Origin of the sequence: Neisseria animalis (assembly GCF_900636515.1) — a bacterium.
GTDB classification, from domain to species: Bacteria; Pseudomonadota; Gammaproteobacteria; order Burkholderiales; family Neisseriaceae; genus Neisseria; species Neisseria animalis.
In genome coordinates this window covers 845,306-871,869 of record NZ_LR134287.1, presented here as the reverse complement: position 1 = coordinate 871,869, position 26,564 = coordinate 845,306, and the positions used below count along the sequence as shown (strand labels likewise).

The window sequence follows — 26,564 nt, the reverse complement described above, 5'->3', positions numbered from 1 at the left end:
TTCATCGGACTATCCGATCCGAATAAAATGCAGACGGCCTTTATGAATTTAAATCACTTACAGCCGTAATTTTTTCATGTTCCCCATGCTATCTTTTACAATGAGTTTCCACTATACTCAAGTATTGAAATTTTATTTTGCCGGATAAATTATCTAGGAGAATACCATGAGCCAAGCCCTGCCCCTGCATGCCGATACCGTCGGCAGCTACCTGCGTACCGAACCTTTGAAACAGGCGCGCGCCGACTTTGCCGAAGGTAAAATCAGCCGCGAAGCGCTGACCCAAATCGAAGACCAAGAAATCGCCAAATTGGTGGAAGACCAATTGGCCGCAGGTATCCAAGTGATTACCGACGGCGAATTCCGCCGCGCCTTTTGGCACATCGATTTTCTGGAAAACCTCAACGGCATCGAAGGCTACACTCCCGAGCACGGCTACAAATTCAACGGCGTGGAAACCAAAGCCTACAACACCCGCTGCTGCGGCAAAGTATCATGGAATCCCGCACACCCCTTTATCGAACACTTCAAAAAACTGGATAAAATCGTGGCCGGACGCGGCGTAGTCAAATACACCATTCCCAGCCCGAACCAACTGATGTATCCGGTACAGTGGGATACCGGCGTTTACGCCACCCGCGCCGAATTTGCCAAAGACGTACAGCAAGCCTACATCGACTGTATCAAAGCCTTCTACGAAGCAGGCTGCCGCTACCTGCAATTCGACGACGTATACTGGGGTTCGCTGTGCAACAACCACGAAAAACCCGAATTTGCCGCCGACAAAGCGCAGGCTCTGGAAAATATCCAAGTGATTTTGGCACAAAAACCGGCCGACATGATTATTACCACCCACGTTTGCCGCGGCAACTTCCGCTCCACCTACCTGCTCACCGGCGCATACGATCCCGTTGCCCCCGAGTTGTTCGGCCAAACCGCCTACGACGGCTATTTCTTGGAATACGACAACGAGCGCAGCGGCGGCTTCGAACCCCTGAAATATTTCAACGACAACCCGCACAAAGGCAAAATCGTTTTGGGCTTGGTTACTTCCAAATTCCCCGAATTGGAAGACAAAGCCGCCATTAAAGCGCGCATTGCCGAAGCCGCGGCGATTGTACCGTTGGAACAGCTGGCGCTCAGCCCGCAATGCGGTTTCGCCTCAACCGAAGAAGGCAACATCATGACCGAAGCCGAGCAATGGGCAAAAGTGCGCTTGGTAGAAGAAATCGCCGCCGAAGTATGGGGCGAAGACACAATCTAAGCGTTCGCACACTCTTGTTTGTACACTCAAAGGCCGTCTGCAAAATGCTGAATTTGCAGACGGCTTTTTTGTTATAATATTAACCAATTAATCTTTTCCCTACTTTGCAATGTCCGCTACCTCCAAACGAGATCCGCTCGGCTCCGGCTGGATGATACTTGCTGCACTGGGTTTCACCCTGATGAACCTCTGTATCAAAGCAGCCGCGCAAAAATTCGGTTTTACCAGCGGCGAGCTGGTTTTTTGGCGCATGAGTTTTGCCGTTGTTTTTCTCGGTATGATGGCCAAAGCCCGTGGCGACAGCTTCGCTACGCCTCATTGGAAAACCCATCTCAACCGTAGTATTGTCGGTTCGGCGGCAATGCTGTGCCTGTTTTATGCCATCACCCATCTGCCGCTGGCAACCGGGGTAACACTCAGCTATACCTCTTCGATTTTTCTGGCGGTGTTTTCGTTTTTCATTTTCAAAGAGCGTATCGCCCCCTACACTCAGGCGGTATTGGTGGTTGGTTTTATCGGTGTTGTCCTGCTGCTCAATCCCTCTTTCCAAAGCGGTCAGGAGCTGGCTGCTCTGCTCGGTTTGGCAGGCGGAGCCATGTCGGGTTGGGCATATTTGAAAGTACGCGAACTTTCTCTGCTGGGCGAACCGGGCTGGAGGGTGGTGTTTTATCTGTCGCTGGTCGGTATGGTTATGGCGGCGGTTTGGGCCAGCATTACCGGTTGGCACGCTTTAAGTTATGCTGCTCTGCCTTATCTGCTGGCGGTCGGTTTGAGCGCGATGGTGGCGCAACTTTGCATGACCCGTGCTTACAAAGTCGGCAATAAATTTACCGTGGCCTCGCTTTCGTATCTTACGGTTGTGTTCTCCGCATTGGCAGGTATGGTGTTACTCGGCGATGAAATCACTTGGCAGGAGGTATTTGGTATGGGTATTATTGTGGCAAGCGGTGTCTTGAGCGGTATCGAGCCTGCCCGAGTCAAAAAACTTTTCGTCAAATAAGAAAAGGAGTATGCGATGATTTCTATCAGAGAGCAGTCTTACGGTCTGAATGTGGCTTTGTACAACGAATTTACTTTGGAAGACTTCCGCGCGCTGGAAGAGGCTTTACTGAACGCCAAACAAAAAATCCACCTGCCCGATGTTCTGCTGGACTTATCAATATTGAAAGATTTTACCGTTGACATGGCTGTAGAACAGATTAAGTTTCTCAACGCCCACGAAAATGATTTCGGGCGGATTGCCATCGCAACCGATGATATTTGGATCAAACTTGCTTCCCGCCTGTCGGGTTTGATTACGAAACAACACCCGAAGTATTTTGATGATGCTGCCGAAGCGCAAGCATGGCTGTTGGCCAGCAATCTCAAATAAAAACCGTAAAACACTCAAAGGCCGTCTGCAAATTGATGATTTGCAGACGGCCTTTTTCTATCAAAACAAGGCATTATCGGATACCTTTTTTCAACAAATCCTGATAACCGCCATGGTTGGTTACATTGGTATAACCCGCCTGCTTCAAGGCCTGCAATGCGGCTTCGGCGCGGCGGCCGCTGCGGCAATAGAGATTAACCGGCGCATTTTTATCGGGGCTGATGCTTTTAATCCGCTCGGCGATTTGATCCGCAGGAATGTTCAATGCGCCTTGCAAATGGCCTTGTTCGAACTCTTCGGGCGAGCGCACGTCAATCCAAACGCCTTTTGCTTTAACCGCTTGCTTGGCCGGTTGCGCCGCAACTGTTTCTACCGGCTTGCTGCCCATGGCCTGAACACCGGACGACACGGCCAAAACCGATGCCGCTACCATCAAACTGAGCAATTTTTTCATCGTTTATCCTTCCATGTGGAAATACGTTCGGGAAACAAGTGCGGAGCAGATGCCTGCCTCCGGCTGTTCCGCATCTTCGAACCATCGGGCTCTGATGCGTTTTCAGCCGTGCCGCACTCGGTCAATCATACGCTGTTTTTCAAACTATACTCAAAACAGGCCGTCTGAAAATGTCGGCAGTATATCGGTACGGGTTGGCGGACTTGCTGCTTAAGCAGCTTAGCCAAGCCGCCTCTTTATGCAAAGCGCAGCAACCCGTACCATTCTGTATTAAATGACTATATTTTTCAAACTATACTCAAAACAGGCCGTCTGAAAATGTCGGCAGTATAAAATTTGCCGCAAATAGCGGTTTTACACAGGCACCGGCCTGTTCAGACGGCATCAGCTTTGCGTTTCTACCGCCTCCAGTGCGCGCAATGCGTAAGTGTATGCGGCACCGGCATTCAGGGAAATCGCTGTTGCCAATGCGCCGGCAATTTCGCTCTCGGTCGCGCCCGCTTTGGCCGCCGCAGCCGCGTGCACGCTGATGCAGCTTTCGCAACGGGTTGTAATGGCCACCGCCAGCGCAATCAGTTCGCGTGTTTTGGCATCCAAGGCTTCCGCCGCAGCCGCCTGCTCCAGCGCACCGTAGGCTTGCAGCATTTTAGGGTGTTTCTTGCCCAATTCGGCAAATGATTTTTTAACCTGGGTGGTGTGTTCCGGCCAGTTTTTAAACATATCGTTTTCCTCGGGTAAAATGAAATCGTGTATCTGAATCATTCGGCGGATTTTCCCGCCTTTGCTGAACATCCGGCATTTTTGAGTGCCTCCGCATCCGGCTGCCCGGGTTCGGATTCGCTGCAAACTGATTCAAAAACATATCGGGCTGCCGGATATGGCCATTATTGCAACAAATGATTTGTTATAATCGTCTGATTGTCTCATTTTTTGGTTAAAACGTATGGATATTTTAGACAGGCTGGTTCAATTTGCCCAAATCAGGGGCAGCATTGATGTGCAATGCGTTTTTCGGGAAAAATGGTATGTCCGCCACGAATCCGAACAGAATTGCGGCTTGGTGCATATCGTTACTTCGGGTTCGGGCTATATCCACATCGACGGCGAAGATTCCGCACGTTTGATGAAAGCGGGCGATGTGATTTTCTTTCCGCGTACCGCCGCGCATACGCTCAGCAGCCGGCCGGACTGCGACAATGCCGCCGACAGGCCGGCGGTTTCGCACAACGGTGTTTTCCAATTAAAGCAAAACGGCTCCTCCGGTGCGCCGGACGTCAGCTTTTTCTGCGCCCGTTTCGAATATACCGAACACGCAGACATTATGAATAATCTGCCGGAAATGGTTTTACTGAATTTGTCCCACCCTTCCCTGCAATGTCTGGCTGCGATGCTCCAATACGAAAGCGAGCAGCCGCAATACGGCTCGGCTGCCGTGGTAAACGCCTTGTCTGCCATTTTGCTGGTCTTGCTGGTACGCACTTATCTGGACGGCAGCGGAAAAACCGCCTTAAGCGGCATACTCAAGGGCTGGCACGACAGGCGTTTGCAACATTTGATACAGGAAGTGGTCAAGCACCCCGAACGTCAATGGAATGTCGGGCAAATGTCCGAAACCGCCCATCTCTCAAGGGCGCAGCTGATGCGGCTGTTCAAGCAGCAAACCGGTATCAGTCCCCACGCCTTCGTCAACTATATCCGCCTGCAACAGGCCGCGCTGCTGCTGAAACAGTCTGCGGAATCCGTGTTGTCCATCGCGTTGAAAGTCGGCTTCCAATCGGAAACGCATTTCGGCAAAGCCTTCAAAAAACAATTCGGTACGTCTCCGGGCCAATATCGTAAAACACAAGAAAAACAGGAAAATACCGGCGGAAACCCGCACAACGCGGCAGACGGTTATGCCGGTTCCGAACCTATGGAACCGGCCTATCATATTTGATGTTGAATGATATAGTCATTTAAAATAAGAATGATACAGCGTTGCTTTGCCTTGCCGTACTATGTGTACTGTCTGCGGCTTCGCTGCCTTGTCTCATTCTTATTTTATTCGACTATAAAAGGCCGTCTGAAAACCCATACGGCGCATCATTACGCTGTATCGGGTTTTCAGACGGCCTTCAGATGGAAATAACCGGCAATCAGGCTGTTTTCAATTTTGCATTCACATCGCGCAAGGCGGTACGCAAGCCTTCTTCAATCACCGGATGATAGAACGGCATATCCAGCATTTGCGGCACGGTCATTTTCATCTGGTGCGCCCACGCCAGCAGGTGTGCCAAATGCTCGGCGGCCGGACCTACGATTTCCGCACCCAAGAACAGACCCGTACCCTGCTCGGCATACACGCGCATATGGCCTTGGTTGACCAACATCACGCGGCTGCGGCCTTGGTTTTTAAACGATACTTCACCGACAACAAAATCTTCGGCGGCATAACGTGCGGCAACATTGGCATAACGCAGGCCGATGGAAGCGATTTGCGGGCTGGTAAATACTACGCCGATGGCACTGCGGCGCAAACCTTCGCCGATATTCGGGAAGCGGCCTGCATTGTCGCCGGCGATTTTGCCCTGATCGGAGGCTTCATGCAGCAGCGGCAGCTGGTTGGAGGCATCGCCCGCGATGAAAATATGCGGAATGCTGGTTTGCATGGTTAACGGATTGGCAACAGGCACGCCGCGCGCATCGGTTTCGATATCGAGGTTTTCCAAACCGATATTGTCCACATTCGGACGGCGGCCGATGGCTGCCAACATATATTCGGCGGTAAATTCGCCGCTTTCGCCGCCTTCACTCCATTTCACAACCACATTGCCGTCTGCATTTTTCGATACTTCGGTTTCCGCATCCAAGTGCAGCGTCAATTCGGAACCAAACACGGCTTTGGCTTCTTCCAATACGACCGGATCGGAAATACCGCCCAACAAACCGCCTTTACCGAAGATTTCCACTTTCACGCCCAAGCGGTGCAGTGCCTGACCCAATTCCAAGCCGATCACGCCCGGACCGAATACGGCTACGCTTTTCGGCAGGGTTTCCCAAGAGAATACGTCATCGTTGATAATCAGGCGGTCGCCCAGTTTTTCCCAATCGGGAACGATAATCGGACGGGAACCGCTGGCAATCACAAAGCTCTTGGCTGTAATTTGCGTGTGGTCGTCGATTTGTACGGTATGCGCGTCGATAAACTTGGCATGACCCATGATGCGTTTGTCGGCAGGCCATTCTTCCACATCGCTGACGACGAAGCCGACAAAGCGGTCGCGCTCGGATTTCACACGGTGCATGACCTCTTCGCCGTTTACCGTAATGCTGTTTTTATCCAGATGAACACCGAAAGGATCGGTATGCAGCGCGTGATGGCGCGATTCGGCAGCGGCAATCAGCAGCTTGGAAGGCATACAGCCGACACGGGCGCAGGTAGTGCCGTAGACGTGGCTTTCAATCAGGTAAACATTGCCGGTATGCAGGCGCGCATTGCGGAATGCGCCCATACCGGCCGTACCGCCGCCAATCACCACTACATCTGCTTGGATTTGTTTCATGTTTTTTCCTTTCTGAAGGCCGTCTGCAAAACAGACTCCGTAAAAGCAGCGGATAACAAAATCCAAACTGCACGCTCCCTTTTGTATCCGGAGTACGGCTTTCGCCTTAACGGTATTTTGCAGACGGCATAAGCGTTTGATGAACGCGTTTATTAAATTTTACAATCGCTGTTGCCGATTGAAATATAGAGCCATTCGGGTAATGCAGCGTCTGAAGAAACTGCATTACCCGAATAACTCTACGGTTATCGGGCAGGCCGTCTGTAAAATCCTGTTTTGCAGACGGCCTTTACTGTCCGGCTGTGCCGTTCAGCAATTATTTGGCAAAGTATGCTGCCAGCTCTTCGCTGCCGCCGATGTATTGGCCGCCGATGAAGACTTGAGGAGCAGAAGTTTTGCCGGTAATCGCGCGTACTGAAGTAACAGAAGCATCGCGACCCAATACGATTTCTTCGTAAGCCAGACCTTTTTCAGCCAACAGAGCTTTGGCTTTGGCGCAGAATTCGCAACCCGGTTTGGTGATGATGGATACGGAAGGTTGCTCTTTCCACTCAGGGTCAACAAATTTCAGCATGGTGTCGGCATCAGACACTTCAAACGGATCGCCTTCTTTTTCCGGCTCGATGAACATTTTTTCGATTTTGCCGTCGTTAACGATCATAGAGTAACGCCAAGAGCGGTCACCGAAGCCCAGTTGCTCTTTAGACACCAGCATGCCCATGCCTTTGGTGAATTCGCAGTTACCGTCCGGTACAACGATGATGTTTTCAGCTTCTTGGTCAGCCAACCAAGCGTTCATCACGAAAGTGTCGTTTACAGAAACGCACAAAATGCTGTCGAAGCCGCGGGCGAAAAATTCTTTAGCCAGCTCGTTGTAACGAGGCAGGTGGGTAGAAGAACAAGTCGGGGTAAATGCGCCCGGCAGAGAGAATACGGCTACTTTTTTACCTTTGAACAAATCATCGGTAGAAACATCTTTCCACGCATCGCCTTGACGGGTGTGGAATACAACGTTAGGTACGTTTTGACCGGAAATATCTACAAAAGCCATGTTAAGCTCCTTAAAAATGGGTTGGTTAAGAAAAATAATCCGTACATTCTAGCGCAACTAAAATGATTTGTATAATTTATAGTTCAAATAATATTGATTATCCGGAACTATGAATTACTACTACTGTTTGGAAATATGGGAGTATAGCCGCCTGATTTCAAGTATTTATTGGCGGTAATTATTCAGGAAACGAGCCAATTTTTCCATTGCTTCTTCAATTTGGTGGATATGCGGCAGGGTAACGATACGGAAATGGTCGGGCTTGATCCAGTTGAAACCCGAACCCTGAACCAGCAAAACTTTCTCCTGCACCAGCAGATCATAAACAAATTTCATGTCGTCGCGAATGCCATACATTTCGGTATCGATTTTCGGAAACATATACATGGCACCCATCGGCTTCACGCAACTGATGCCGGGAATTTCCGTCAACAATTCGTAAGCACGGTTGCGCTGTTCCAGCAAGCGTCCTCCCGGCAGGATAAACTCGTTGATGCTCTGATAACCGCCCAAGGCCGTCTGAATCGCATGCTGCATGGGCGTGGTGGCACACAAACGCATGGAAGCGAGCATATCCAAACCTTCGATGTAGCCCTTGGCATGCTGCTTCGGCCCGTTCAACACCATCCACCCCTGACGGAAACCGGCAACACGGTAAGCCTTAGACAAGCCGTTGAGTGTTACGGTCAGCAAATCGGGGGCAAGCGCGGCGATGTGGTGGTGGACGGCACCATCGTACAGAATCTTGTCGTAAATCTCGTCTGCAAAAATAATCAGGCCGTGCGTGCGCGCCAATTCGATGATTTCCAGCAGAATTTCTTTACTGTACACCGCACCGGTCGGGTTATTCGGATTGATGACCACAATCGCTTTGGTCCGCGGCGTGATTTTTGCCTCCATATCCGCCAAGTCCGGAAACCAATCATTTTCTTCATCGCAAAGATAATGGCGTACCGTACCGCCCGCCAATGTTGCCGCCGCCGTCCACAAGGGATAATCCGGTGCGGGAATCAGGATTTCGTCGCCGTCATTCAGCAGAGCCTGCATCGACATGGTAATCAGCTCGGATACGCCGTTGCCGATGTACACATCGTCAACCGTCATTTCCCGTATGCCTTTGGTCTGATAATAATGCACGATTGCCTTACGCGCCGAATACAGCCCTTTGGAGTCGCAATAACCTTGCGAAGTGGGCAGATTGCGGATAACGTCCACCAAAATTTCATCGGGCGCTTCAAAACCGAACGGCGCGGGATTGCCGATATTGAGTTTGAGGATTTTATGCCCCTCTTCCTCAAGGCGCAGCGCTTCTTTGTGCACCGGGCCGCGAATATCGTAGCAAACATGATCCAGCTTGGTCGATTTGGAGAAACGCTCCATGATATAACCCCTATTCTTCTTTTCCAATAAACATTACAGATAATAAGGATAAATGTACCCTGTTTGCCGCCGAATGGAAAGAGTGCGGCGCAGAATATTTTTCATATTTCAACCCAAGGCCGTCTGCAAAAACATCATTTCCGCCATCTGTTTTGCAGACGGCCTGAATATCAATCATCAACAGATACGAAACGCTGCATTAACACTTGAAAAACAATTATTTCACCTTTTCATGCTAGAATGGGTATTCAAACCTGTCCAGCCGCCGTGTCGTTTGGTGCCGCCGGATATTCCGCACAACTTTTCCGATACAGAGGAGCCATCATGAAAAAAATCATCCTGACCGCCCTGTTTGCCGCGGCCGCAGCTTCAGCTTCTGCCGCAACCTACAAAATCGACCCGTTCCACACCAACGCCCGCTTTGCCATCGACCATTTTGCCACCAGCACCAATGTCGGCGGCTTTTACGGCTTGAACGGCTTGATGCAGTTTGACAAAGCCCGACGCCAAGGCGCAATCGACCTGACCATTCCCGTTCAGTCGCTGCAATCCAGCTCTCCGCAGTTTACCGAACACCTGCTTTCCGCCGACTTGTTCAATGCCGCGCAATTCCCCGAAATGCGCTTTGTTTCCACCAAATTCAACTATTCCGGCAAAAAACTGGTATCGGTTGACGGCAAACTGACCCTGCTGGGCAAAACCCATCCGGTCAAACTGAAAGCAGAAAAATTCAACTGCTACAACAGCCCGATGGCCAAAGCCGAAGTATGCGGCGGCGACTTTTCCACCACCATCGACCGCAGCAAATGGGGCATGAACTATCTGGTTGATGCCGGCATGACCAAAAAAGTCAAACTCAACATCCAAGTTGAAGCCGTCAAACAAGACAAAATGTAACCAAACCAACCGTGAATAACAAAATGGGAACTGCCTGCAACCGGCACTCCCGCGAAAAAGCCGTCTGCAAAACGCAATATGCTGTTTTGCAGACGGCTTTTTACGGTTTCAAACCCAAATATCAACGCCCGAACACCGAACGCAACTCGCGCAGAACATTAATTCCTTCGCGCACAGCGCTGACTCCCTCGCGCGCACTGTCTGCCGCCATACGGATTTTGGCCGTCTTGGCTGCCGATTCCGTCAGCTCACTTTCACGCTGGCGGTTTTGCTGGCGCATTTCCGCATCAGTCAGTAGCGCACCGTTTTTACCGCGCACCTGATTAATCGTTGTCGAATCCGTACCGCCCATCGTACCGCAAGCGGCCAGTACCGCCGCACTTGCCAAAATCAAAACAAAATGTTTCATGTCGTTTCCTTTCAAAACTTACCGGATAATATAAATATTGCGTTGCTTACTTCTATTTTCATTTGCCTTATTGATGGCTTTCGCCGTATTCATCTGCATCGTGCCGAGGTCATCAATAGCATCTTGACGGATTTTGCGCTCGCGACGGTAATTGCCGTCTTCAAGCTGCAGAACCGCCAAACGCCGTTTCGCAATTTCCTCATCACTCTCCGCCACAACCGGCACGGTCGCCACACAAGCATTGAGCAAAAAAGAGGAAAAAATCAAAAAAAGTAGTTTGTTCACGGCTATACCCTTTTCATATCAATCCAATATATCCGGAGCAATGCCGCCGGTGCGGAGCGGCAGACCGCCGGCCGTACCGATGAAGCAACAATAATCATTGCGCCGACTATATATCCCCTTCATCTAAAGATGTCCGACAACCCAACAGATGAAGTACCATTATCGTAAAAAAAAAAAAAGATTTGTCAAGTTTTATTAATTTAAATCTTAAAAATGAGCGGGTAACGCCACCCGCCCAATCATCAAAAAGCAGAAACAAACAGATGTTTTCCCTGAAGAAGCCCGCGTAATCTGTTAAAATTCCCCATTTACCATCATCAGGCCGTCTGCAAATTTCCAAACGGCCGCACACGCTTTTCATCACACCATGATCGCCTACCCCCTTCCCAAAATACGAGAAAAATCCCGCTGGCTTCATCTTTCCAAAGGCTCGCTGCCGTTGGCATTGGCGCGGCACCTGCCTGAAAAACAGCTCAAGGTCGTGTTCGCGCAAGACGCGGAGCAGGCGTTGCGGCTTCAGACGGCATGGCGTTTTTTCCGCCCGCAGGACACCGCCGTGTTCCTGCCCGACTGGGAAACGCTGCCTTACGAGCGTTTTTCGCCGCATCAGGATTTGGTTTCGGAGCGGCTCTCGGCCTTGTGGCTGGTGAAAAGCGGCGCGGCGGACGTGTTGTTTGTGCCCGTGGCGACGGCGATGCAGCGGCTCGCGCCGGTGTCGTTTCTGGCGGGGCGTACGTTTTGGCTGAAAACAGGGCAGACGCTGGATGTGGACGCGCTGCGCAAAAGCATGGTGGACGCGGGTTACAGCGCGGTATCGAACGTTGTTGCGGCGGGCGAATTTGCCGTGCGCGGCGGGATTGTGGATCTGTTTCCGATGGGGGCGGAAACGCCGTACCGTATTGATTTGTTTGACGACGAAATCGACAGCATCAAAACTTTCGACCCCGACACGCAGCGCACGCTCGCGCCGGTTTCGGAAATCCGCCTGCTGCCCGCGCACGAGTTCCCCACCGATGCGGAAGCGCAAAAAATCTTCCGCAGCCGCTTCCGTGAGGAAATCAACGCCAATCCGAACGATGCGGCGGTGTACAAGGCCGTAAGCAGCGCGCAGTTCGGCGCGGGGGTGGAATATTATCTGCCGCTGTTTTTTGAAGACGAATGTGCGACGCTGTTCGACTACATCGGCGAGAATGCGCTGACGGTGTGCATGGGCGATGTACACGCGGCGGCGGCGCGTTTTGCGGCGGACGTGAAATCGCGCTTTGCCATGGCGCAGGGCGACGAAACCTACCCGCCTTTGCATCCGCAGCATTTGTATCTCACCGCCGATCAGTTTGCAGGCCGTCTGAAACCGTATCCGCAAATCTGGCCTGACTTGGATAACACCCATGATTTGCCCGATGTGGCGGTCAACCGCCAAAGCGAAACCCCGCTGGCCGCGCTGCAAAATTTTCAGACGGCCTTCGGCGGGCGGATTCTGCTCTGTGCCGAAAGCGCGGGGCGGCGTGAAACCATGCTCGGCTTTTTCGCGCAACACGGACTGAAACCGAAAAGCGTAGACGGCTGGCAGGCATTTTTGGACAGCGGTGCGGGATTGTGCATTACAGTAACGCCGCTGGCGTATGGCTTCCAATTACCCGCAGATTGGGCACTCCTGCCCGACAGCCATCATGCCGCTGCATCTGCTGCCAAGCCCATCGCCGTTATTACCGAATCCGACCTTTACCAATACGTCGCCAAATCGCGCACCACGCGGCGCAAGAAGCACGCACAGGTTTCAGACGGCCTGTTGCGCGATTTGGCCGAAATCAATACCGGCGATCCGGTGGTGCACGAAGAACACGGCATCGGCCGCTATATGGGTTTGGTGACCATGGACTTGGGCGGCGAAACCGCCGAGATGATGCTGCTCGAATATGCGGGCGAGGCGCAACTTTATGTGCCCGTTTCGCAACTGCACTTAATCAGCCGCTATTCCGGCCATGCCTATGAAAACGTGCAACTGCACAAGCTCGGCAGCGGCGCGTGGGGCAAAGCCAAGCGCAAAGCCGCCGAAAAAGCGCGCGACACCGCCGCCGAGCTGCTCAACCTCTACGCACAACGCGCCGCACAGGAAGGCCACAAATTCACGTTTGACGAAGACGACTATCTGGCCTTTGCAGACGGCTTCGGCTATGAAGAAACCGAAGACCAGGCCGCTGCCATCGCCGCCGTCATCAAAGACCTGACCCAAGGCAAGCCGATGGACCGCCTGATTTGCGGCGACGTAGGTTTCGGCAAAACCGAAGTCGCGCTGCGGGCGGCGTTTGTCGCCGTAATGGGCGGCAAACAGGTGGCCGTGCTCGCGCCGACCACGCTTTTGGTGGAGCAGCACGCGCAGAATTTTGCCGACCGCTTTGCCGACTTTCCGGTCAAAGTCGCCGGCCTGTCGCGCTTTAACAGCAGCAAAGCCACCGCGCAAACCCTCGAAGGTATGGCGGAAGGTACGGTGGATATTGTCATCGGCACACATAAATTGGTGCAGGACGATATAAAATTCAAAAACTTAGGCTTGGTGATTATCGACGAAGAACACCGGTTCGGCGTGCGCCAGAAAGAGCAGCTCAAACGCCTGCGCGCCAATGTCGATATCTTAACCATGACCGCCACGCCGATTCCGCGCACGCTCAGCATGGCGTTGGAAGGCCTGCGTGATTTTTCGCTGATTACCACCGCGCCGAGCCGCCGTTTGGCCGTGAAGACTTTTGTGAAACCGTTCAGCGAAGCACATATCCGCGAAGCCGTCTTGCGCGAGCTCAAACGCGGCGGGCAGGTATTCTTCCTGCATAATGAAGTGGATACCATCGCAAACATGCGCGAACGGCTGGAAACCCTGCTGCCCGAAGCCCGTATCGGCGTGGCGCACGGCCAGTTGCGCGAGCGCGAATTGGAGCAGGTGATGCGCGATTTCCTGCAACAGCGGTTTAATGTGCTGCTCTGCTCCACCATCATCGAAACCGGCATAGACATCCCCAACGCCAACACCATCATCATCAACCGCGCCGACAAATTCGGCCTCGCCCAACTGCACCAGTTGCGAGGGCGCGTCGGCCGCAGCCACCACCAGGCCTACGCCTACCTGCTTACGCCCGAGCACCTTACCAAAGATGCGGAAAAACGCCTTGATGCCATTGCCGCCGCCGACGAACTCGGTGCCGGATTCACGCTGGCGATGCAGGATTTGGAAATCCGCGGCGCGGGCGAAATCTTGGGCGAAGGCCAAAGCGGCGAAATGATGCAGGTCGGCTTCACGCTCTACACCGAAATGCTCAAACAAGCCGTGCGCGATTTGAAAAAAGGCCGCCAGCCCGATTTGGACGCGCCCTTGGGCGTCACCACCGAAATCAAACTGCACAGCCCCGCCCTCTTGCCTGACAGCTACTGCCCCGACATCCACGAGCGGCTGGTACTCTACAAACGCCTTGCAACCTGCGAAACCGTGCAGCAGATTAACGCGATTCATGAAGAACTGGTCGACCGCTTCGGCCTGCCCGAACAACCCGTCAAAACCCTCATCGAAAGCCATCATCTGCGCTTGGCCGCCAAAGAACTCGGCATCACCGTCATTGATGCCACCGGCGAAGCCGCAACGTTTACTTTCGGCAAAAACACGCGTATCGAACCGGCCGATATTATTCTTTTGATGCAAAGCAACAAAAACTACCGCTTTGCAGGGGCGGACAAGCTGCGGGTTGAAATGGAGATGGAAGACATCGAAACCAAAATCAACCGCGTCAAAGCAGTCATCAGCAAACTCAAAGGCTGACACACGCGGCATTTTTGCCATAAAAAGGCCGTCTGCAAAATGCTTTATCCATTTTGCAGACGGCCTTTTCAACAACCGTAAATGAATTTGGTTCCATCAAAACAGATATAGTCATTTAAAATAAGAATGATACAGCGTTGCTTTGCCTTGCCGTACTATGTGTACTGTCTGCGGCTTCGCTTCCTTGTCTCATTCTTATTTTATTCGACTATAAAATATCGTTATTCTGCCCATCGTAATACCACCTGCTGCGCCTTGCTCGAAGAAAGGCTGAAACAAACTACCAAAACAACCAAGCGACAATCCGTACGGTCTGCACAGATCACCGCTTGGCTGCTTTGTCTTATTTGGCGTCATTTACCGATATTGAATCCGACTGTATCGCCCCTTACACCACTTCCCACTTACGGACTGCCTCATCTTCCAATTTGGCTGCCAAGTCCGCCGCTTTACCGTGTTTCCCCACTTCAAAATCAGGCAGGATTTCGGCCAAAGGAATCATGACAAAACCGCGCTCGTGGGCTCGCGGGTGCGGCAGGGTCAAATGCGGATCACTGCTTTGCTCCCCGTTGTAATCGATGATGTCCAAGTCCAAGGTACGCGGGGCATTGCGGAAGCTGCGTTCCCGTCCGAACTCGGCTTCGATACGGTTGAGCTCTGCCAGCAGGGCTGCGCCGTCCAGTGTGGTGCGGATGCTGCATACGGCGTTCACGAAATCAGGCTGGTTGTCGTAACCCACCGGTGCAGTCAAATAAAGCGATGATGTTTTTTCCAACTCTATATGCGGGTGGGCGGCAAGCGCGGCCAACGCGCGGCGGATTTGCTCGGCAGGCTGGTGCAGATTGCTGCCCAATGCGATTACGGCACAACGGTATGTGTTCATTTGCAGACGGCCTTTCGGTCTGATTTTGCTTCAAACAAAGGGGAAAATTCTGAACATACAGTTTGTCAAAAATAAGGTTTGAAACGCGCCATGTAGATAATGACGGCAACCGCAATCATTGCCAATCCGTATGCGCTGTAAAATTTACCGCTGCGCGGACGGGCGCGCATCATCACCATACCCAATGCGATGTACACCAGCAGCAGTATGACTTTGACGGCAAGCCACGGAGAATTGAACGGAGTCAGGTGGGTCAGCTTCATCAGCCACAATGCGGTAAACAGCAACATGGTGTCGTTCAGGTGCGGCAATGCGCGCCAAACGCCTGCCAACGGTTTTTCAGGGTGCGCGCGCAGCAGGAAAAAGCGGATATTAAACAATAAAATAGTGATGGCAACAAAAAGGATGTGGCTGTGTTTGACAATCAAATATTGCATGGCGGTAACTCGTTAGGTTTATTCAAACAGATATTCTACCCGAAACATTCATTTTTGACGTAACTTTTCAACCGCCAACAGATACGGAGGCTTGTTGCGGCGGTTGACGAAACCGTATTTTAAAACGGCATACTGCTGCTGCGGCAAACCGCAAGCCCAGTTTTCCACAGCGGCAGCCTCTTCCTGCCCCGCCTCATGTCCGGGATAAAGTACAGCCAGCAGCAAACCTTGCGGTTTGAGCAGCGTTAATGCCGCCGACAACGCTGCGATACTGCTTGCCGCCTGTGTGGTCAGGCTTTTGTCGCTGCCGGGCAGCCAGCCGAAATTGAATACCGCCGCGTCCAGCGGTTCGCAAACATAGTCCGCCAGATTGGCATGGCTGCTCTTGACCAGCTCGACGCGCCCGTCAAGTCCGGCATTTTGCAGACGGCCTTTGGTGTTGGCCAAGGCCTGTTCCTGCACGTCAAACGCCCATACCCGTCCTTCATGTCCCACGCTTTGCGCCAACAGCAGCGTATCGTTGCCGTTGCCGGCCGTACCGTCCAGCACGCGGCTGCCGTGCGACAGGCGTTGTTGCAGCAGATAATGGGCAAAAGGAATGATATTGTGCAGGGTCTGATTGGGGCTCATGCTGTTCGGAATAAAAAATACCTTACCGAATATTGCATTCGGCAAGGTACGGGAAATACTGAAATACGCGGATTACTCTGCAACCGGGTTATTGGTTTCCACTTGAACCATCGCAGGCTGGGCCGGCGCGGCTGCCGGAGCTTTATTTTCATGTTGCAGGCTGACTGCACGGGCAGGGACGATGGTGGAAATAGCGTGTTTGTAAACCATCTGGGTCACTGATGTGTTACGCAGCAGCACGACATACTGGTCGAACGACTCCACCTGCCCTTGCAATTTGATACCGTTTACCAGATAGATGGAAACCGGCACATGTTCTTTACGCAACGCATTCAAGAAAGGATCTTGTAACATTTGTCCTTTAGCTGTCATATTCATGAACTCCGTTATTATGATTTTAAAAAAGCCTGCTCGCGGCTCAAGCTGCCTTCAACAAGCCCGGTTCGGGCATTTTAGCCTTGATTATGCGGTTAAGACAACCGTTTTATCCGGATTTCGCGACTTTTTTAATGATTTTGCAGACGGCATGAAACATTTTCTACATCCGCCCCAGCTCCCGCTGCAAGGCACGGATATTCTGCCGGCGGTCGAGCACGGCTTCCTGCAGGCTATCGAGGCGCGCTTTATCGACATGGCCGTTTTGCACCGCCCTTGCCTGCGCCAAGGCTTTCTGCGCTGCTTCCAAAGCCTTCCGCTCATTGCCCAATTCCGTTTCCAAAATACGGCGGCGGCTGTCTGCTGCCGTCTGCATTTTCACAGGAACCCGAGGCGGCGCGGTATTTTTCAGGTTTGCCCGGCTGCCCTGCACACCGGAGGCCTTGGTTTGGGCGGCAGCCTTCTGGGCGGCGGTCGGTTTCGGCTTCAGCTTGACTGCTTTGGCCGTCTGCTTTTTTGGCGGTTCGGCAACCGCTTCCGCCGTTTGCAGACGGCTGCTGCTGTATCTGCCTACTGTGATGCCCGACAAATCGGCTGCACGGCAACGGGCTTCGGGGCGGTCTGTATAACTGATTCTGCCGCCCTGTTCGCAAGCATAGATTTTCCCCCATGCTGCCGTCGGACTCATCAGACACAAGCATAAAACAAGAAATTTCCGACTCATCATCACCGCGCACTCACCGGAAAGACGGCAACACCCTGCCCTTTACTGCCGGAGCGTTGCGCGTTGATAGTTTTTTCCTGCCGCTTTGTCCGTCCTTCGGCTTGTTTCGACTTATCCTTCTGACGGGCAGCGTTTCGGGCGTTTGTCTGCTTGGTCGTGGCTTTCTTTGCCCGTTTCGGCTGTTTGTCGTCTGCCGCACCCAAACGGTAGCCGCTGTCCTGATAACTGCTGATTTTCGGCAGGCTGCCCTGACTGAAACACGCGGCATCCGGCTCCGAAGTATATAAGGTACTGCCGTCTGCATTTTGACAGGCATAAACTGCCGCCTGCACCGGCAAGACGGTGCAAACGCCGAGCATTGCCGCATACCGGCAAAAATTCCGCTTCATCGTTCCCGCTTCCTTGTTTTCATGCATTTTACAGACGGCATCACAGCACTCTGCAACACAAACATCATGCTTGCCGCGTTCAGGAAAATTCGGTGTCCACTTCTGCCAGCACCCGCTCCAATTCTTCCTGCCACAACAGCCAGTTTTCTTCCAATTCGCTTAATTTTACTTTGGTTTCCGCCAGTTGTGCGAGCGTTTGCTGCAATTTGGTTTTGTTTGCTTCTTCATACGCGCTTTCCTGTGCCAAAAATGCTTCACAAGCCGTCTGCTGTTTGGTGAGCGCAGCGATTTCTTTTTCGGCTTTGTCGATTTTTTGTTGCAGCGGTTTGCCGCGTTTGGCTTTTTCCTGACGAATCTGCGCTTCGAGGCGTTTGGTGTCTTTACGGCTTTGGCTTTGTGCGGAAGCAGCAGGCACGGCGGCGGCGTTTTCCTGCGCCAAACGCCACAAGCGGTAATCGTTCAAATCGCCGTCAAACGGTTTCAGACGGCCTTGGTCGATCAACAGGAAGCTGTCGGTGGTGGCTTCGAGCAGGCTGCGGTCGTGCGACACCACAATCAGTGCGCCTTGAAAACTCTGCAAGGCTACAGTCAGGGCGTGGCGCATATCTAAATCCAGATGGTTGGTCGGTTCATCGAGCAGCAGCAGGTTGGGCTTCTGCCACACAATCATCGCCAAGGCCAGCCGCGCCTTTTCACCGCCGGAAAACGGTTCGATTTTCTGCAAGGCCATGTCGCCGACGAAATTGAAGCCGCCGAGGAAATTGCGGATGTCCTGTTCGCGCACTTCGGGGGAGAGCTGCTGGATGTGCCAAACCGGACTTTGGTCGTCGCGCAGGGTGTCGAGCTGGTGCTGTGCGAAATAGCCGGTATTGAGCTTGTCGGAACGGACAATCTGGCCGCCCGACAGTGCCAACTCGCCCGCCAATGCCTTGATAAAGGTGGATTTGCCGCTGCCGTTCACACCCAACAGGCCGTAACGCGCACCGCTTTCCAACGACAGGTTCAAATCGTGCAACACCACGCCGCCGCCATAACCCAAATCGGCTTTATCCAGTTTCAACAAGGGATTGGGCAGATGGGCGGGCTGCTCGAAAGCAAAGGAAAATTCGCTGTCGAGATGGGCAGGCGCGATGCGTTCCAGCTTGGCCAGCGCCTTCATGCGACTTTGCGCCTGCGTGGCTTTGGTGGCCTTGGCTTTAAAGCGGTCGATAAACGATTGCAGATGTTTGATTTGTGTTTGCTGTTTCACATAGGCCGCCTGCTGCCGGGCAAGGCGTTGGGCGCGTTCGGTTTGGTAAAAATCGTAGCTGCCGCCGTAGGTGGTCAGCTTTTGGTTGGACAACTCGATGGTGTGGGTGGTGGTGGCGTTCAAAAAATCACGGTCGTGCGAAATGATGATTTGCGTACACGGCAGGCCGGCCAGATGGCTTTCCAGCCACAACACGGTTTCCAAGTCCAAGTGGTTGGTCGGTTCGTCAAGCAGCAACAAATCGGCACGGCACATCAGAGCCTGCGCCAGATTCAGGCGCATCCGCCAGCCGCCGGAAAAAGCCTTCACCGGCCTGGCGTGTTCTTCTTGCGAAAAGCCCAAACCGCCCAACAGTTTGGCGGCGCGGGCGGGCGCGGTGTAGGCATCGATTTCGTCGAGTTTGGCGTGGTATTCGGCCTGTTTCATTCCGTCGTTTTGCGCTTCCGCCTGCAACAAGGCCGTCTGAAAAGCCTGTAATTCGGCATCACCCTGCAATACATAATCCAAGGCGGAAGTATCCAATGCGGGGGTTTCCTGCGCCACAGCGGCCAGCTTCCAGTTTTTCGGAAACCGGACCTCTCCGCCGTCCGGCATGATTTCGCCTTTAATCAGCGCAAACAGGCTGGACTTGCCCGTACCGTTTTTACCGATCAGGCCGACGCGCTGGCCGGGGTTGACGGTAGCGTCGGCGTGGTCGAGCAACACTTTCAATCCGCGTTGCAAAGTCAGGTTTTTCAGCTCAATCATGGGAAACTCGGAAACGGTGCAAAAGGCGGTATTCTACCTGAATTTGCATGAAAAAGGCCGTCTGCAAATCCGCGACGGGACAGCATCACGGTTTGCAGACGGCCTACTGCATGGGAAACGGTTTTGCAGACGGCATCTCCGCCTATCACTCTCTTACATAGACAACTTCGACATCATAATCATCTTCATTCCAATCATCGTCATCGTCTTTATCCAATTTTTCCTGCCATTCCTCTTCACGGCTCAACGATGAATCCAAACCGGCTTCCAAGCGTAAAACAGAAAGCAAGTGGTACATATCTTCCGGCAGCGGCGCTTCAAAAGATACGGTTTGCTGCGTTTTCGGGTGGACAAAACTCAGGCGGTAAGCGTGCAGGGCTTGGCGTTGGAGGTGTTTGACCGTTTCTTTGGCAACCTCGCTGCACGGATGGCGCGGATTGCCGTAAACGGGGTCGCCTGCCAGCGGGTGGTTGGCTTCGCGCATATGCACGCGGATTTGATGGGTTCTGCCGGTTTCCAGCGAACATTCGATATAGCTGTGCGCCGGATAACGCTCCAATACTTTGACATGGGTAATGGCAGGCTTACCGTTGTATTTGACCACTGCCATTTTCAAGCGGTTGTGCGGATCGCGGCCGATGAGCGTGTCGATTTTACCGTCAAACGGCACAACGCCGTTGGCCACGGCGCGATAAATACGCTTTACGGTACGCGCCTGAAGCTGCTGCACCAATGCATTTTGTGCCGGCAGGTTCTTAGCCACCACCATCAGGCCGCTGGTATCTTTGTCCAGACGGTGTACAATACCCGCGCGCGGCACTTGGGACAGCTCCGGGCAATGCGCGAGCAGGCCGTTGAGCAGCGTACCCGTCCAGTTTCCCGCCGCCGGGTGAACAACCAAGCCGGCAGGTTTGTTGACCACAATCACGGTATCGTCTTCATAAACCACGTCCAAGTCCATGGCTTCGGGCGTAAACGCCAGATTTTCTTCACTGGGACGCACGCGGACTGTGATAAACTCTCCGCCTATCAGCTTATCCTTCGGCTGCGCCGCCTTACCGTTTACCTCAACCGCACCGTCCTTAATCCATGTACTCAGACGGCTGCGCGAATATTCGGGCATCAGCTTGGCCAATGCTGCGTCCAAGCGCAAACCCGCCATATCCAGCGGAACGGTCAATTTAACACAACTTTCTGCTTCGGGGGCTGCCGCAAAGTCTAAATCATCGCTATAATCGGCTTCATTATCAAAGGAAGTATTTTGCATGAAAAAAATTCTTTTAATTGTTTCGTTAAGTCTGGCACTCGGTGCATGCGCCAATACCGGCACCATCGATAAAGACGCGCAGATTACCCAAGATTGGAGCGTGCAGCAACTCTACGCGGAAGCGCAGGACGAGTTGAACAGCAGCAATTATACGCGAGCCATCAAATTATATGAACTTTTAGAATCGCGTTTCCCCTACGGCCGCTATGCACAGCAGTCGCAACTGGATACTGCTTACGCCTATTATAAAGACGACGAGCCGGCCAAAGCCCTTGCCGCCATCGACCGCTTCCAGCGCCACCACCCGCAACATCCGAACATGGACTATGCGCTGTACCTGAAAGGTTTGGTGCTGTTTAACGAAGACCAATCGTTTTTGAACAAACTGGCTTCGCAAGACTGGTCCGACCGCGACCCGAAAGCCAACCGTGATGCCTATGCTGCGTTTGCCCAACTGATTCAGCACTACCCCAACAGCAAATACGCGCCGGACGCGACCGCCCGCATGGTCAAACTGGTGGACGCATTGGGCGGCAACGAATTATCGGTTGCCCGCTACTACATGAAACGCGGTGCCTACATCGCCGCCGTCAACCGCGCGCAAAAAATTGTCGAGCAATACCAAAACACCCGCTATGTCGAAGAATCTCTGGCCATGATGGAAGCCGCCTACAAAAAACTCGACAAACCGAAGCTGGCAGAAGACACCCGCCGCATTCTGGCACACAACTTCCCAAACAGCCCTTATCTGCAACAAGAATGGCGCAACAGCGACATTCCGTGGTGGCGTTATTGGAAATAATCCCGAGCGGCTTGCTTATACCGCTTAATCCGCAAAAGGCCGTCTGCAAAATGGTACCGGCCAAAATGCAGACGGCCTTTTGCTGCGTACAGCAAACACCTGCCCCAAAACAGGCTTAACCTTATCCGACAAACTCCCGACACAACCATGCTTTCACGCGCACAATTTATCACCTTAGACGGCATCGACGGCGCCGGCAAATCCACCAATCTTGCCGTCATCAAAGAATGGTTTGAGCGCAACCGCCTGCCCGTACTGTTTACCCGCGAACCCGGCGGCACACCTGTCGGCGAAGCCCTGCGCGGCCTGCTGCTCGACCCCGAAACCCAAATCAGCCTGCGTACCGAAACCCTGCTGATGTTTGCAGCAAGACAACAGCATTTGGAAAGCGTTATCCTGCCCACCCTCCAAAAAGGCATTCATGTTGTCTCCGACCGCTTCAGCGATGCCACCTTTGCCTATCAGGGCGGCGGGCGCGGCGTTCCCCTGTCGGATATTGCCGGCTTGGAGCAATGGGTACAGCAAGGTTTCCAACCCGACTTAACCCTGCTGTTGGACATACCGCTGGAAGTATCCATGAGCCGCATCACCCAAACCCGCGAAAAAGACCGCTTTGAGCAAGAGCAGGCCGACTTTTTCACACGCGTCCGCAACGTGTACCTGCAACGCGCCCAAGCCGCGCCGCAACGCTATGCCCTGATCGACAGCAACCGCAGTTTAAGCGATGTCAAAACCGCTATTGAAGCCGCATTAGACCGCCATTTCGGTATCTGATATTGATGATTTATTGATGATTCGCAGGCAGGCGGCTGAAAAATCGGTTGCCCTGCCCAATCAATCTGCTTGGTGTCAATCCCGAAGGTGATACGCCATAACAAGGCCGTCTGCAAAATACTGTTCAACAAACCGATGGGTTGAACAGATTTGCAGACGACCTTTTTGACCTGCTGCTACCGTTTGCTCCGTTCGTAAACCGGCATCACTTCCGGCAGCCGCTTACGGATTGCCTCAATCCGCGCATTATTGGACGGGTGTGTCGAAAGAATAGAAATAGAAGTGCCGCCTTTGGCGCGGTTCATTTTTTCCCATACACTCACGGCAGCCTGCGGATTGTAGCCCGCCTGCGCCATCAGACGCAAACCACCCGCATCTGCTTCGTTTTCATGATGGCGGGAAAACGGTTTGGTGGCCAGCAAATCCGAACCCAAGCCAATCAGTCTGCCGTCGATACCGGTTTGTCTGGCAAGGATAGAGCCGCCCAGTTGGGTCAAGACCTGTCCGCCCAACGCCTGCTTGCTGTGCTCCAACAACGCATGGGTCATTTCATGGCCGACCACGGCAGCGATTTCGTCGTCCGTCAGCTTCAAACGCTCCACCATGCCGGTGTACATGGCCATTTTACCGCCCGGCATGGCCCATGCGTTCATCTCATCACTGCGGATAACGCTCATCTGCCAGTTGAACGGTACGCCTGTTTGATTGGCTTGGTCGGCATATGGCTTAAGACGGCCGAACACAGTCTGAATGCGGCGGGCGGTGCGTGATGTATTGTCGATTAATTGCTGGCCTTGCGCCTTCCGTATAACTTCGGAATAGCTTTTTGCCGCACTTTGGTTCAGCGCGGCGGTATTGTAGCCGGCCAAATCTGCTACGGTGGTACAGCCTGCCAATGCCGCAACTGCTGCCAGCAAGGTATAACGTATTCGTTTTTTCAGCATCATTATTTTTCCAATCAGCCGGTTATTGTTAAAACATTCCGGCACTCGTCTCAAGAACATCATTTTTCAAACTACGGATTTGATGTTTGTATGATGTGTATCACCAAAAGGCAAAAAGGCCGTCTGCAAATTAAGCATATTCATTTTGCAGACGGCTTTCAAGCATTTTAAGACGGTCGCTGCACCATCCATGTTTCGATTCTGCGCGCATCGTTTACGCGGGTAGCGGAAGACGGAGAATTCAGCAATACAATGGTAATCGGCTGGTTCTGTACATTTGCCTTAACCACCATCGAGCGGCCTGATTCGCGGATATAGCCGGTTTTCTGCAACTCGATGTTCCAACTTCCTTCACGCACCAAAGCATTGGAGTTCCGATAGTTCTGACGGCCGCGCGGTGTGAATACCGAGCCGTAGTTGGAAGTAGAATTGCTGCGGATTAAAGGATATTTGCTGGCGGCCGCCACCAAACGGCTCAAATCATGTGCAGTGGAAACATTGCGGAAGTCCAAACCGGTAGGCTCGTAAAAACGGCTGCTGAACATACCGAGATTTTGCGCCTTGCGGTTCATCGCGGCAACAAAGGCTTCCATGCCGCCCGGATAAGTGCGCCCCAAAGCATGAGTTGCGCGGTTTTCGCTGCTCATCAAACTCAAATGGAGCATTTCGCCGCGCGTCATTGTCGTACCGATGGCCAAGCGGCTGCCCGTACCTTTCAAGCGGTCGATTTCCGCAGGCGTAATGGTAATCATCTCGTCCATGTCCAACTTGGCGTCCAACACCACCATCGCGCTCATCAATTTGGAAATAGAAGCGATCGGACGGACGCTGTTGGCATTTTTCTGATACAGCACTTCGCCTGTTTTATTGTTTAAAATCAAAGCGGATTGTGAAGAAAGCAAGGGTCCCGCCACCAAAGCCTGCGCTTCCAGACGGCTGTTGGCAAAGTTTTCCAAAGCATCTTGCTGTGTCGGGAAATTTTGCTCCAGAAACTGACCCAATACGTCCAAATCGTCCGCCACGGCAGGTGCGGCAGCCATGCTTAAGGCAAAACCCGTACATACGGCGGCTATTTTCCGGCTAAACTTCATCATTGACATCTGCCAAATTCTCCCTGATATTCTGTGAACCATAAGGCAATTCCGAGGGCTGCGCGCACTTTCCGCATACAGCCGTGCCAAAAATATTCGGTTGATTTACGAAATAAATATTTTAATTTTCTGCCCGTCCGCCCAAAATGTAAAGCCGAGAAGCCGGAACTTTGCGTATGTTTGCAACTTTTACCCCTGCAACGCCTATTTGTGAGCGATTTCCGCCACACTCCGCCCTTCCCGCCCCCATTTCCCGACAAGGCTTTGCCTGATTTGAAAAATAGGCGGATAGTCATTATACTAAGCAGCCTTACAGGGAAGCCTGCTTAATTTTATTATTTGAATTTTAAAGAAAAACACCATGTCTGAAGAAAAACGTTCCTGCTCCTTCTGCGGCAAACCCGAACATGAAGTCCAAAATCTGATTGAAGGCGAACACGCCTACATCTGCAACGAATGCGTAGAAACCTGCGGCATTATGCTTCAGGCCGCCGACGAACACGGTGAAACCGTTGAAAAGACAGCTGCTGTCGCCTCCGCCGGACAGGACAAACTGCCGACGCCTGCCGAAATCGTCAGCGATTTGAACGAATACGTTATCGGCCAAGAACAAGCGAAAAAAGCATTGGCCGTGGCCGTGTACAACCATTATAAACGGCTGCGCCACCCTAAAGCAGACGGCAATGTCGAGCTTTCCAAATCCAATATTCTGCTGATCGGCCCGACAGGCTCGGGAAAAACCCTGCTGGCACAATCTTTGGCACGCAAACTGGATGTACCGTTTGTGATGGCAGATGCCACCACATTAACCGAAGCCGGCTATGTCGGCGAAGATGTCGAACAAATCATCACCAAGCTCTTGGGCAAATGCGATTTTGATGTAGAAAAAGCCCAGCGCGGTATTGTTTATATTGATGAAATCGACAAAATCTCCCGCAAAAGCGACAACCCTTCCATTACCCGCGACGTATCGGGCGAAGGCGTACAACAAGCCCTTCTGAAACTGATTGAAGGCACCGTAGCCAGCGTGCCTCCGCAAGGCGGGCGCAAACATCCGAACCAAGAGTTTATCAATGTGGATACCACCAATATCCTGTTTATTTGCGGCGGCGCGTTTGCCGGTTTGGAAAAAGTCATCCGCCAGCGTACCGAAAAAGGCGGCATCGGATTCGGTGCAGCCGTACACAGCAAAGAGGAAAACGTCAATATTTCCGAATTGTTCGGCATTGTCGAACCGGAAGACTTGATTAAATTCGGCTTGATTCCCGAGCTCATCGGCCGCTTGCCGGTTATTGCCACGCTGGCGGAACTCGATGAAGCCGCACTCATCAATATCCTGACTGAACCGAAAAACGCTTTAGTCAAACAATATCAAGCCCTGTTCGGCATGGAAGATACCGAATTGGAATTTGAAACCGCCGCGCTCAAAAGCATTGCCAAGCAAGCCATGGAGCGTAAAACCGGCGCCCGCGGCCTGAGATCCATTGTGGAACGCTGCCTGCTGGATACCATGTACCAACTGCCGGACTTGCACGAAGTCAAAAAAGTCATCATCAGCAAAAACGTAATTGAAAAAAACGAAGCACCAAAATTGCTGTTGGCCGACGGCAGTCTGTACAACGCAGCCCAAAAAACAAGCAAACGCAGCCGCAAAACCACAAAATAACCGTTTAACCTGTCTTCCCGTATGCAGGAAGCATCAAAAAGGCCGTCTGCAAATCCTGATGTTCGGATTTACAGACGGCCTTTTTATTATATTTTTCAAAAATTTAAATAAATACACGTCTCAATCA

26 protein-coding genes are annotated in these 26,564 nt (G+C 52.5%); 9 read left to right on the top strand and 17 right to left on the bottom strand.

Translation table 11 applies throughout. The features are described 5' to 3' along the window. The first annotated feature begins 166 nt into the window (after positions 1–166). The 3 genes from EL111_RS04100 (at position 167) to EL111_RS04090 (ending at position 2,636) form a co-directional block, all read left to right on the top strand. Entirely contained in the window at positions 167–1,264 is a 1,098-nt protein-coding gene (locus EL111_RS04100; RefSeq protein WP_123794896.1) for a 5-methyltetrahydropteroyltriglutamate--homocysteine S-methyltransferase, read from the top strand. Between the two features lie 109 nt (positions 1,265–1,373). Beyond that, positions 1,374–2,264 (top strand): DMT family transporter, encoded by an 891-nt coding sequence (locus tag EL111_RS04095; protein WP_123794897.1) that lies wholly within the window; start codon positions 1,374–1,376, stop codon positions 2,262–2,264. 15 nt (positions 2,265–2,279) lie between these two features. After that, positions 2,280–2,636: a SpoIIAA family protein gene (locus EL111_RS04090; protein ID WP_123794898.1), complete on the top strand. Its 357-nt coding sequence runs from the start codon at positions 2,280–2,282 to the stop codon at positions 2,634–2,636. A 73-nt stretch (positions 2,637–2,709) separates the two neighbouring features. On the opposite strand, the gene EL111_RS04085 is transcribed toward EL111_RS04090, so the two are convergent. Then, positions 2,710–3,090 (bottom strand): rhodanese-like domain-containing protein, encoded by a 381-nt coding sequence (locus tag EL111_RS04085; protein ID WP_123794899.1) that lies wholly within the window; start codon positions 3,088–3,090, stop codon positions 2,710–2,712. A 384-nt stretch (positions 3,091–3,474) separates the two neighbouring features. Then, positions 3,475–3,810: a carboxymuconolactone decarboxylase family protein gene (locus tag EL111_RS04080; RefSeq protein ID WP_123794958.1), complete on the bottom strand. Its 336-nt coding sequence runs from the start codon at positions 3,808–3,810 to the stop codon at positions 3,475–3,477. A gap of 223 nt (positions 3,811–4,033) precedes the next feature. On the opposite strand from EL111_RS04080, the gene EL111_RS04075 reads away from it, so the two are divergent. After that, positions 4,034–5,026: a cupin domain-containing protein gene (locus EL111_RS04075; protein ID WP_123794900.1), complete on the top strand. Its 993-nt coding sequence runs from the start codon at positions 4,034–4,036 to the stop codon at positions 5,024–5,026. Between the two features lie 199 nt (positions 5,027–5,225). Here EL111_RS04075 and EL111_RS04070 read toward each other — a convergent pair whose 3' ends face one another. The 3 genes from EL111_RS04070 to EL111_RS04060 form a co-directional block, all read right to left on the bottom strand. Further along, on the bottom strand, positions 5,226–6,632 hold the full coding sequence (locus EL111_RS04070) for a dihydrolipoyl dehydrogenase (protein WP_123794901.1): 1,407 nt from the start codon (positions 6,630–6,632) through the stop codon (positions 5,226–5,228). 316 nt (positions 6,633–6,948) lie between these two features. Then, positions 6,949–7,683, bottom strand: coding sequence for a glutathione peroxidase (locus tag EL111_RS04065; RefSeq protein ID WP_123794902.1), 735 nt, complete (start codon positions 7,681–7,683; stop codon positions 6,949–6,951). A 165-nt stretch (positions 7,684–7,848) separates the two neighbouring features. Continuing rightward, positions 7,849–9,063 (bottom strand): pyridoxal phosphate-dependent aminotransferase, encoded by a 1,215-nt coding sequence (locus EL111_RS04060; RefSeq protein WP_123794903.1) that lies wholly within the window; start codon positions 9,061–9,063, stop codon positions 7,849–7,851. Between the two features lie 324 nt (positions 9,064–9,387). Here EL111_RS04060 and EL111_RS04055 point away from each other — a divergent pair, with 324 nt between their 5' ends. Then, positions 9,388–9,960, top strand: coding sequence for a YceI family protein (locus tag EL111_RS04055; RefSeq protein WP_123794904.1), 573 nt, complete (start codon positions 9,388–9,390; stop codon positions 9,958–9,960). Between the two features lie 121 nt (positions 9,961–10,081). On the opposite strand, the gene EL111_RS04050 is transcribed toward EL111_RS04055, so the two are convergent. Together EL111_RS04050 and EL111_RS04045 are read right to left on the bottom strand one after the other, a co-directional pair. Next, positions 10,082–10,369, bottom strand: coding sequence for an NGK_0946 family protein (locus EL111_RS04050; RefSeq protein WP_123794905.1), 288 nt, complete (start codon positions 10,367–10,369; stop codon positions 10,082–10,084). A gap of 18 nt (positions 10,370–10,387) precedes the next feature. Continuing rightward, positions 10,388–10,654, bottom strand: coding sequence for an aerial mycelium formation protein (locus tag EL111_RS04045; protein ID WP_123794906.1), 267 nt, complete (start codon positions 10,652–10,654; stop codon positions 10,388–10,390). Positions 10,655–11,024: 370 nt separating this feature from the next. On the opposite strand from EL111_RS04045, the gene mfd reads away from it, so the two are divergent. Further along, complete coding sequence (gene mfd, locus EL111_RS04040; RefSeq protein ID WP_123794959.1) at positions 11,025–14,459, top strand: transcription-repair coupling factor; 3,435 nt, start codon at positions 11,025–11,027, stop codon at positions 14,457–14,459. A 388-nt stretch (positions 14,460–14,847) separates the two neighbouring features. On the opposite strand, the gene folK is transcribed toward mfd, so the two are convergent. From folK to rluD, 8 genes are all read right to left on the bottom strand, one after another. Continuing rightward, the gene (folK, locus tag EL111_RS04035) at positions 14,848–15,342 is read right to left on the bottom strand and encodes a 2-amino-4-hydroxy-6-hydroxymethyldihydropteridine diphosphokinase (RefSeq protein ID WP_123794907.1); all 495 of its coding nucleotides are present in this window, start codon (positions 15,340–15,342) and stop codon (positions 14,848–14,850) included. 65 nt (positions 15,343–15,407) lie between these two features. Then, positions 15,408–15,779 (bottom strand): SirB2 family protein, encoded by a 372-nt coding sequence (locus EL111_RS04030; protein WP_123794908.1) that lies wholly within the window; start codon positions 15,777–15,779, stop codon positions 15,408–15,410. A 48-nt stretch (positions 15,780–15,827) separates the two neighbouring features. Then, positions 15,828–16,409: a tRNA 5-(aminomethyl)-2-thiouridylate-methyltransferase MnmM gene (mnmM, locus tag EL111_RS04025; RefSeq protein ID WP_123794909.1), complete on the bottom strand. Its 582-nt coding sequence runs from the start codon at positions 16,407–16,409 to the stop codon at positions 15,828–15,830. A 72-nt stretch (positions 16,410–16,481) separates the two neighbouring features. Then, positions 16,482–16,781, bottom strand: a complete 300-nt coding sequence (gene hfq, locus EL111_RS04020) for an RNA chaperone Hfq (protein WP_123794960.1) — start codon at positions 16,779–16,781, stop codon at positions 16,482–16,484. 166 nt (positions 16,782–16,947) lie between these two features. Next, positions 16,948–17,472, bottom strand: a complete 525-nt coding sequence (locus EL111_RS10820) for a DUF4124 domain-containing protein (protein ID WP_162842957.1) — start codon at positions 17,470–17,472, stop codon at positions 16,948–16,950. A gap of 38 nt (positions 17,473–17,510) precedes the next feature. After that, the gene (locus tag EL111_RS04010) at positions 17,511–17,897 is read right to left on the bottom strand and encodes a DUF4124 domain-containing protein (RefSeq protein ID WP_162842958.1); all 387 of its coding nucleotides are present in this window, start codon (positions 17,895–17,897) and stop codon (positions 17,511–17,513) included. 79 nt (positions 17,898–17,976) lie between these two features. Further along, the gene (locus EL111_RS04005; protein WP_123794912.1) at positions 17,977–19,893 is read right to left on the bottom strand and encodes an ATP-binding cassette domain-containing protein; all 1,917 of its coding nucleotides are present in this window, start codon (positions 19,891–19,893) and stop codon (positions 17,977–17,979) included. A 145-nt stretch (positions 19,894–20,038) separates the two neighbouring features. Continuing rightward, the gene (rluD, locus tag EL111_RS04000; RefSeq protein WP_123794913.1) at positions 20,039–21,160 is read right to left on the bottom strand and encodes a 23S rRNA pseudouridine(1911/1915/1917) synthase RluD; all 1,122 of its coding nucleotides are present in this window, start codon (positions 21,158–21,160) and stop codon (positions 20,039–20,041) included. Between rluD and EL111_RS03995 the strand changes: the two genes are divergently transcribed. Together EL111_RS03995 and tmk are read left to right on the top strand one after the other, a co-directional pair. Beyond that, positions 21,159–21,962, top strand: a complete 804-nt coding sequence (locus EL111_RS03995; RefSeq protein WP_123794914.1) for an outer membrane protein assembly factor BamD — start codon at positions 21,159–21,161, stop codon at positions 21,960–21,962. The genes rluD and EL111_RS03995 overlap by 2 nt on opposite strands. A 147-nt stretch (positions 21,963–22,109) precedes the next feature. After that, complete coding sequence (gene tmk, locus EL111_RS03990) at positions 22,110–22,736, top strand: dTMP kinase (protein ID WP_123794915.1); 627 nt, start codon at positions 22,110–22,112, stop codon at positions 22,734–22,736. A 176-nt stretch (positions 22,737–22,912) separates the two neighbouring features. On the opposite strand, the gene EL111_RS03985 is transcribed toward tmk, so the two are convergent. Continuing rightward, positions 22,913–23,680: a M48 family metallopeptidase gene (locus tag EL111_RS03985; protein WP_123794961.1), complete on the bottom strand. Its 768-nt coding sequence runs from the start codon at positions 23,678–23,680 to the stop codon at positions 22,913–22,915. Positions 23,681–23,847: 167 nt separating this feature from the next. After that, positions 23,848–24,720: a serine hydrolase gene (locus EL111_RS03980; protein ID WP_415065783.1), complete on the bottom strand. Its 873-nt coding sequence runs from the start codon at positions 24,718–24,720 to the stop codon at positions 23,848–23,850. Positions 24,721–25,132: 412 nt separating this feature from the next. Between EL111_RS03980 and clpX the strand changes: the two genes are divergently transcribed. After that, the gene (gene clpX / locus EL111_RS03975; protein WP_123794917.1) at positions 25,133–26,437 is read left to right on the top strand and encodes an ATP-dependent Clp protease ATP-binding subunit ClpX; all 1,305 of its coding nucleotides are present in this window, start codon (positions 25,133–25,135) and stop codon (positions 26,435–26,437) included. Positions 26,438–26,564 lie beyond the last annotated feature (127 nt).

Bases quoted from the DNA above. Each gene is read 5' to 3' on its own strand.
- mnmM (WP_123794909.1), bottom strand. From the start codon at position 16,409: ATGAGCCCCAATCAGACCCTGCACAATATCATTCCTTTTGCCCATTAT.
- EL111_RS04070 (WP_123794901.1), bottom strand. From the start codon at position 6,632: ATGAAACAAATCCAAGCAGATGTAGTGGTGATTGGCGGCGGTACGGCC.
- EL111_RS04090 (WP_123794898.1), top strand. From the start codon at position 2,280: ATGATTTCTATCAGAGAGCAGTCTTACGGTCTGAATGTGGCTTTGTAC.
- EL111_RS04010 (WP_162842958.1), bottom strand. From the start codon at position 17,897: ATGAAGCGGAATTTTTGCCGGTATGCGGCAATGCTCGGCGTTTGCACC.
- rluD (WP_123794913.1), bottom strand. From the start codon at position 21,160: ATGCAAAATACTTCCTTTGATAATGAAGCCGATTATAGCGATGATTTA.
- EL111_RS04060 (WP_123794903.1), bottom strand. From the start codon at position 9,063: ATGGAGCGTTTCTCCAAATCGACCAAGCTGGATCATGTTTGCTACGAT.
- EL111_RS04075 (WP_123794900.1), top strand. From the start codon at position 4,034: ATGGATATTTTAGACAGGCTGGTTCAATTTGCCCAAATCAGGGGCAGC.
- EL111_RS04095 (WP_123794897.1), top strand. From the start codon at position 1,374: ATGTCCGCTACCTCCAAACGAGATCCGCTCGGCTCCGGCTGGATGATA.
- EL111_RS04030 (WP_123794908.1), bottom strand. From the start codon at position 15,779: ATGCAATATTTGATTGTCAAACACAGCCACATCCTTTTTGTTGCCATC.
- EL111_RS03995 (WP_123794914.1), top strand. From the start codon at position 21,159: ATGAAAAAAATTCTTTTAATTGTTTCGTTAAGTCTGGCACTCGGTGCA.
- EL111_RS04005 (WP_123794912.1), bottom strand. From the start codon at position 19,893: ATGATTGAGCTGAAAAACCTGACTTTGCAACGCGGATTGAAAGTGTTG.
- EL111_RS03985 (WP_123794961.1), bottom strand. From the start codon at position 23,680: ATGCTGAAAAAACGAATACGTTATACCTTGCTGGCAGCAGTTGCGGCA.
- EL111_RS03980 (WP_415065783.1), bottom strand. From the start codon at position 24,720: ATGGCTGCCGCACCTGCCGTGGCGGACGATTTGGACGTATTGGGTCAG.
- EL111_RS04065 (WP_123794902.1), bottom strand. From the start codon at position 7,683: ATGGCTTTTGTAGATATTTCCGGTCAAAACGTACCTAACGTTGTATTC.
- EL111_RS10820 (WP_162842957.1), bottom strand. From the start codon at position 17,472: ATGAGTCCGACGGCAGCATGGGGGAAAATCTATGCTTGCGAACAGGGC.
- hfq (WP_123794960.1), bottom strand. From the start codon at position 16,781: ATGACAGCTAAAGGACAAATGTTACAAGATCCTTTCTTGAATGCGTTG.
- EL111_RS04100 (WP_123794896.1), top strand. From the start codon at position 167: ATGAGCCAAGCCCTGCCCCTGCATGCCGATACCGTCGGCAGCTACCTG.
- EL111_RS04055 (WP_123794904.1), top strand. From the start codon at position 9,388: ATGAAAAAAATCATCCTGACCGCCCTGTTTGCCGCGGCCGCAGCTTCA.
- EL111_RS04080 (WP_123794958.1), bottom strand. From the start codon at position 3,810: ATGTTTAAAAACTGGCCGGAACACACCACCCAGGTTAAAAAATCATTT.
- tmk (WP_123794915.1), top strand. From the start codon at position 22,110: ATGCTTTCACGCGCACAATTTATCACCTTAGACGGCATCGACGGCGCC.
- folK (WP_123794907.1), bottom strand. From the start codon at position 15,342: ATGAACACATACCGTTGTGCCGTAATCGCATTGGGCAGCAATCTGCAC.
- EL111_RS04085 (WP_123794899.1), bottom strand. From the start codon at position 3,090: ATGAAAAAATTGCTCAGTTTGATGGTAGCGGCATCGGTTTTGGCCGTG.
- clpX (WP_123794917.1), top strand. From the start codon at position 25,133: ATGTCTGAAGAAAAACGTTCCTGCTCCTTCTGCGGCAAACCCGAACAT.
- EL111_RS04050 (WP_123794905.1), bottom strand. From the start codon at position 10,369: ATGAAACATTTTGTTTTGATTTTGGCAAGTGCGGCGGTACTGGCCGCT.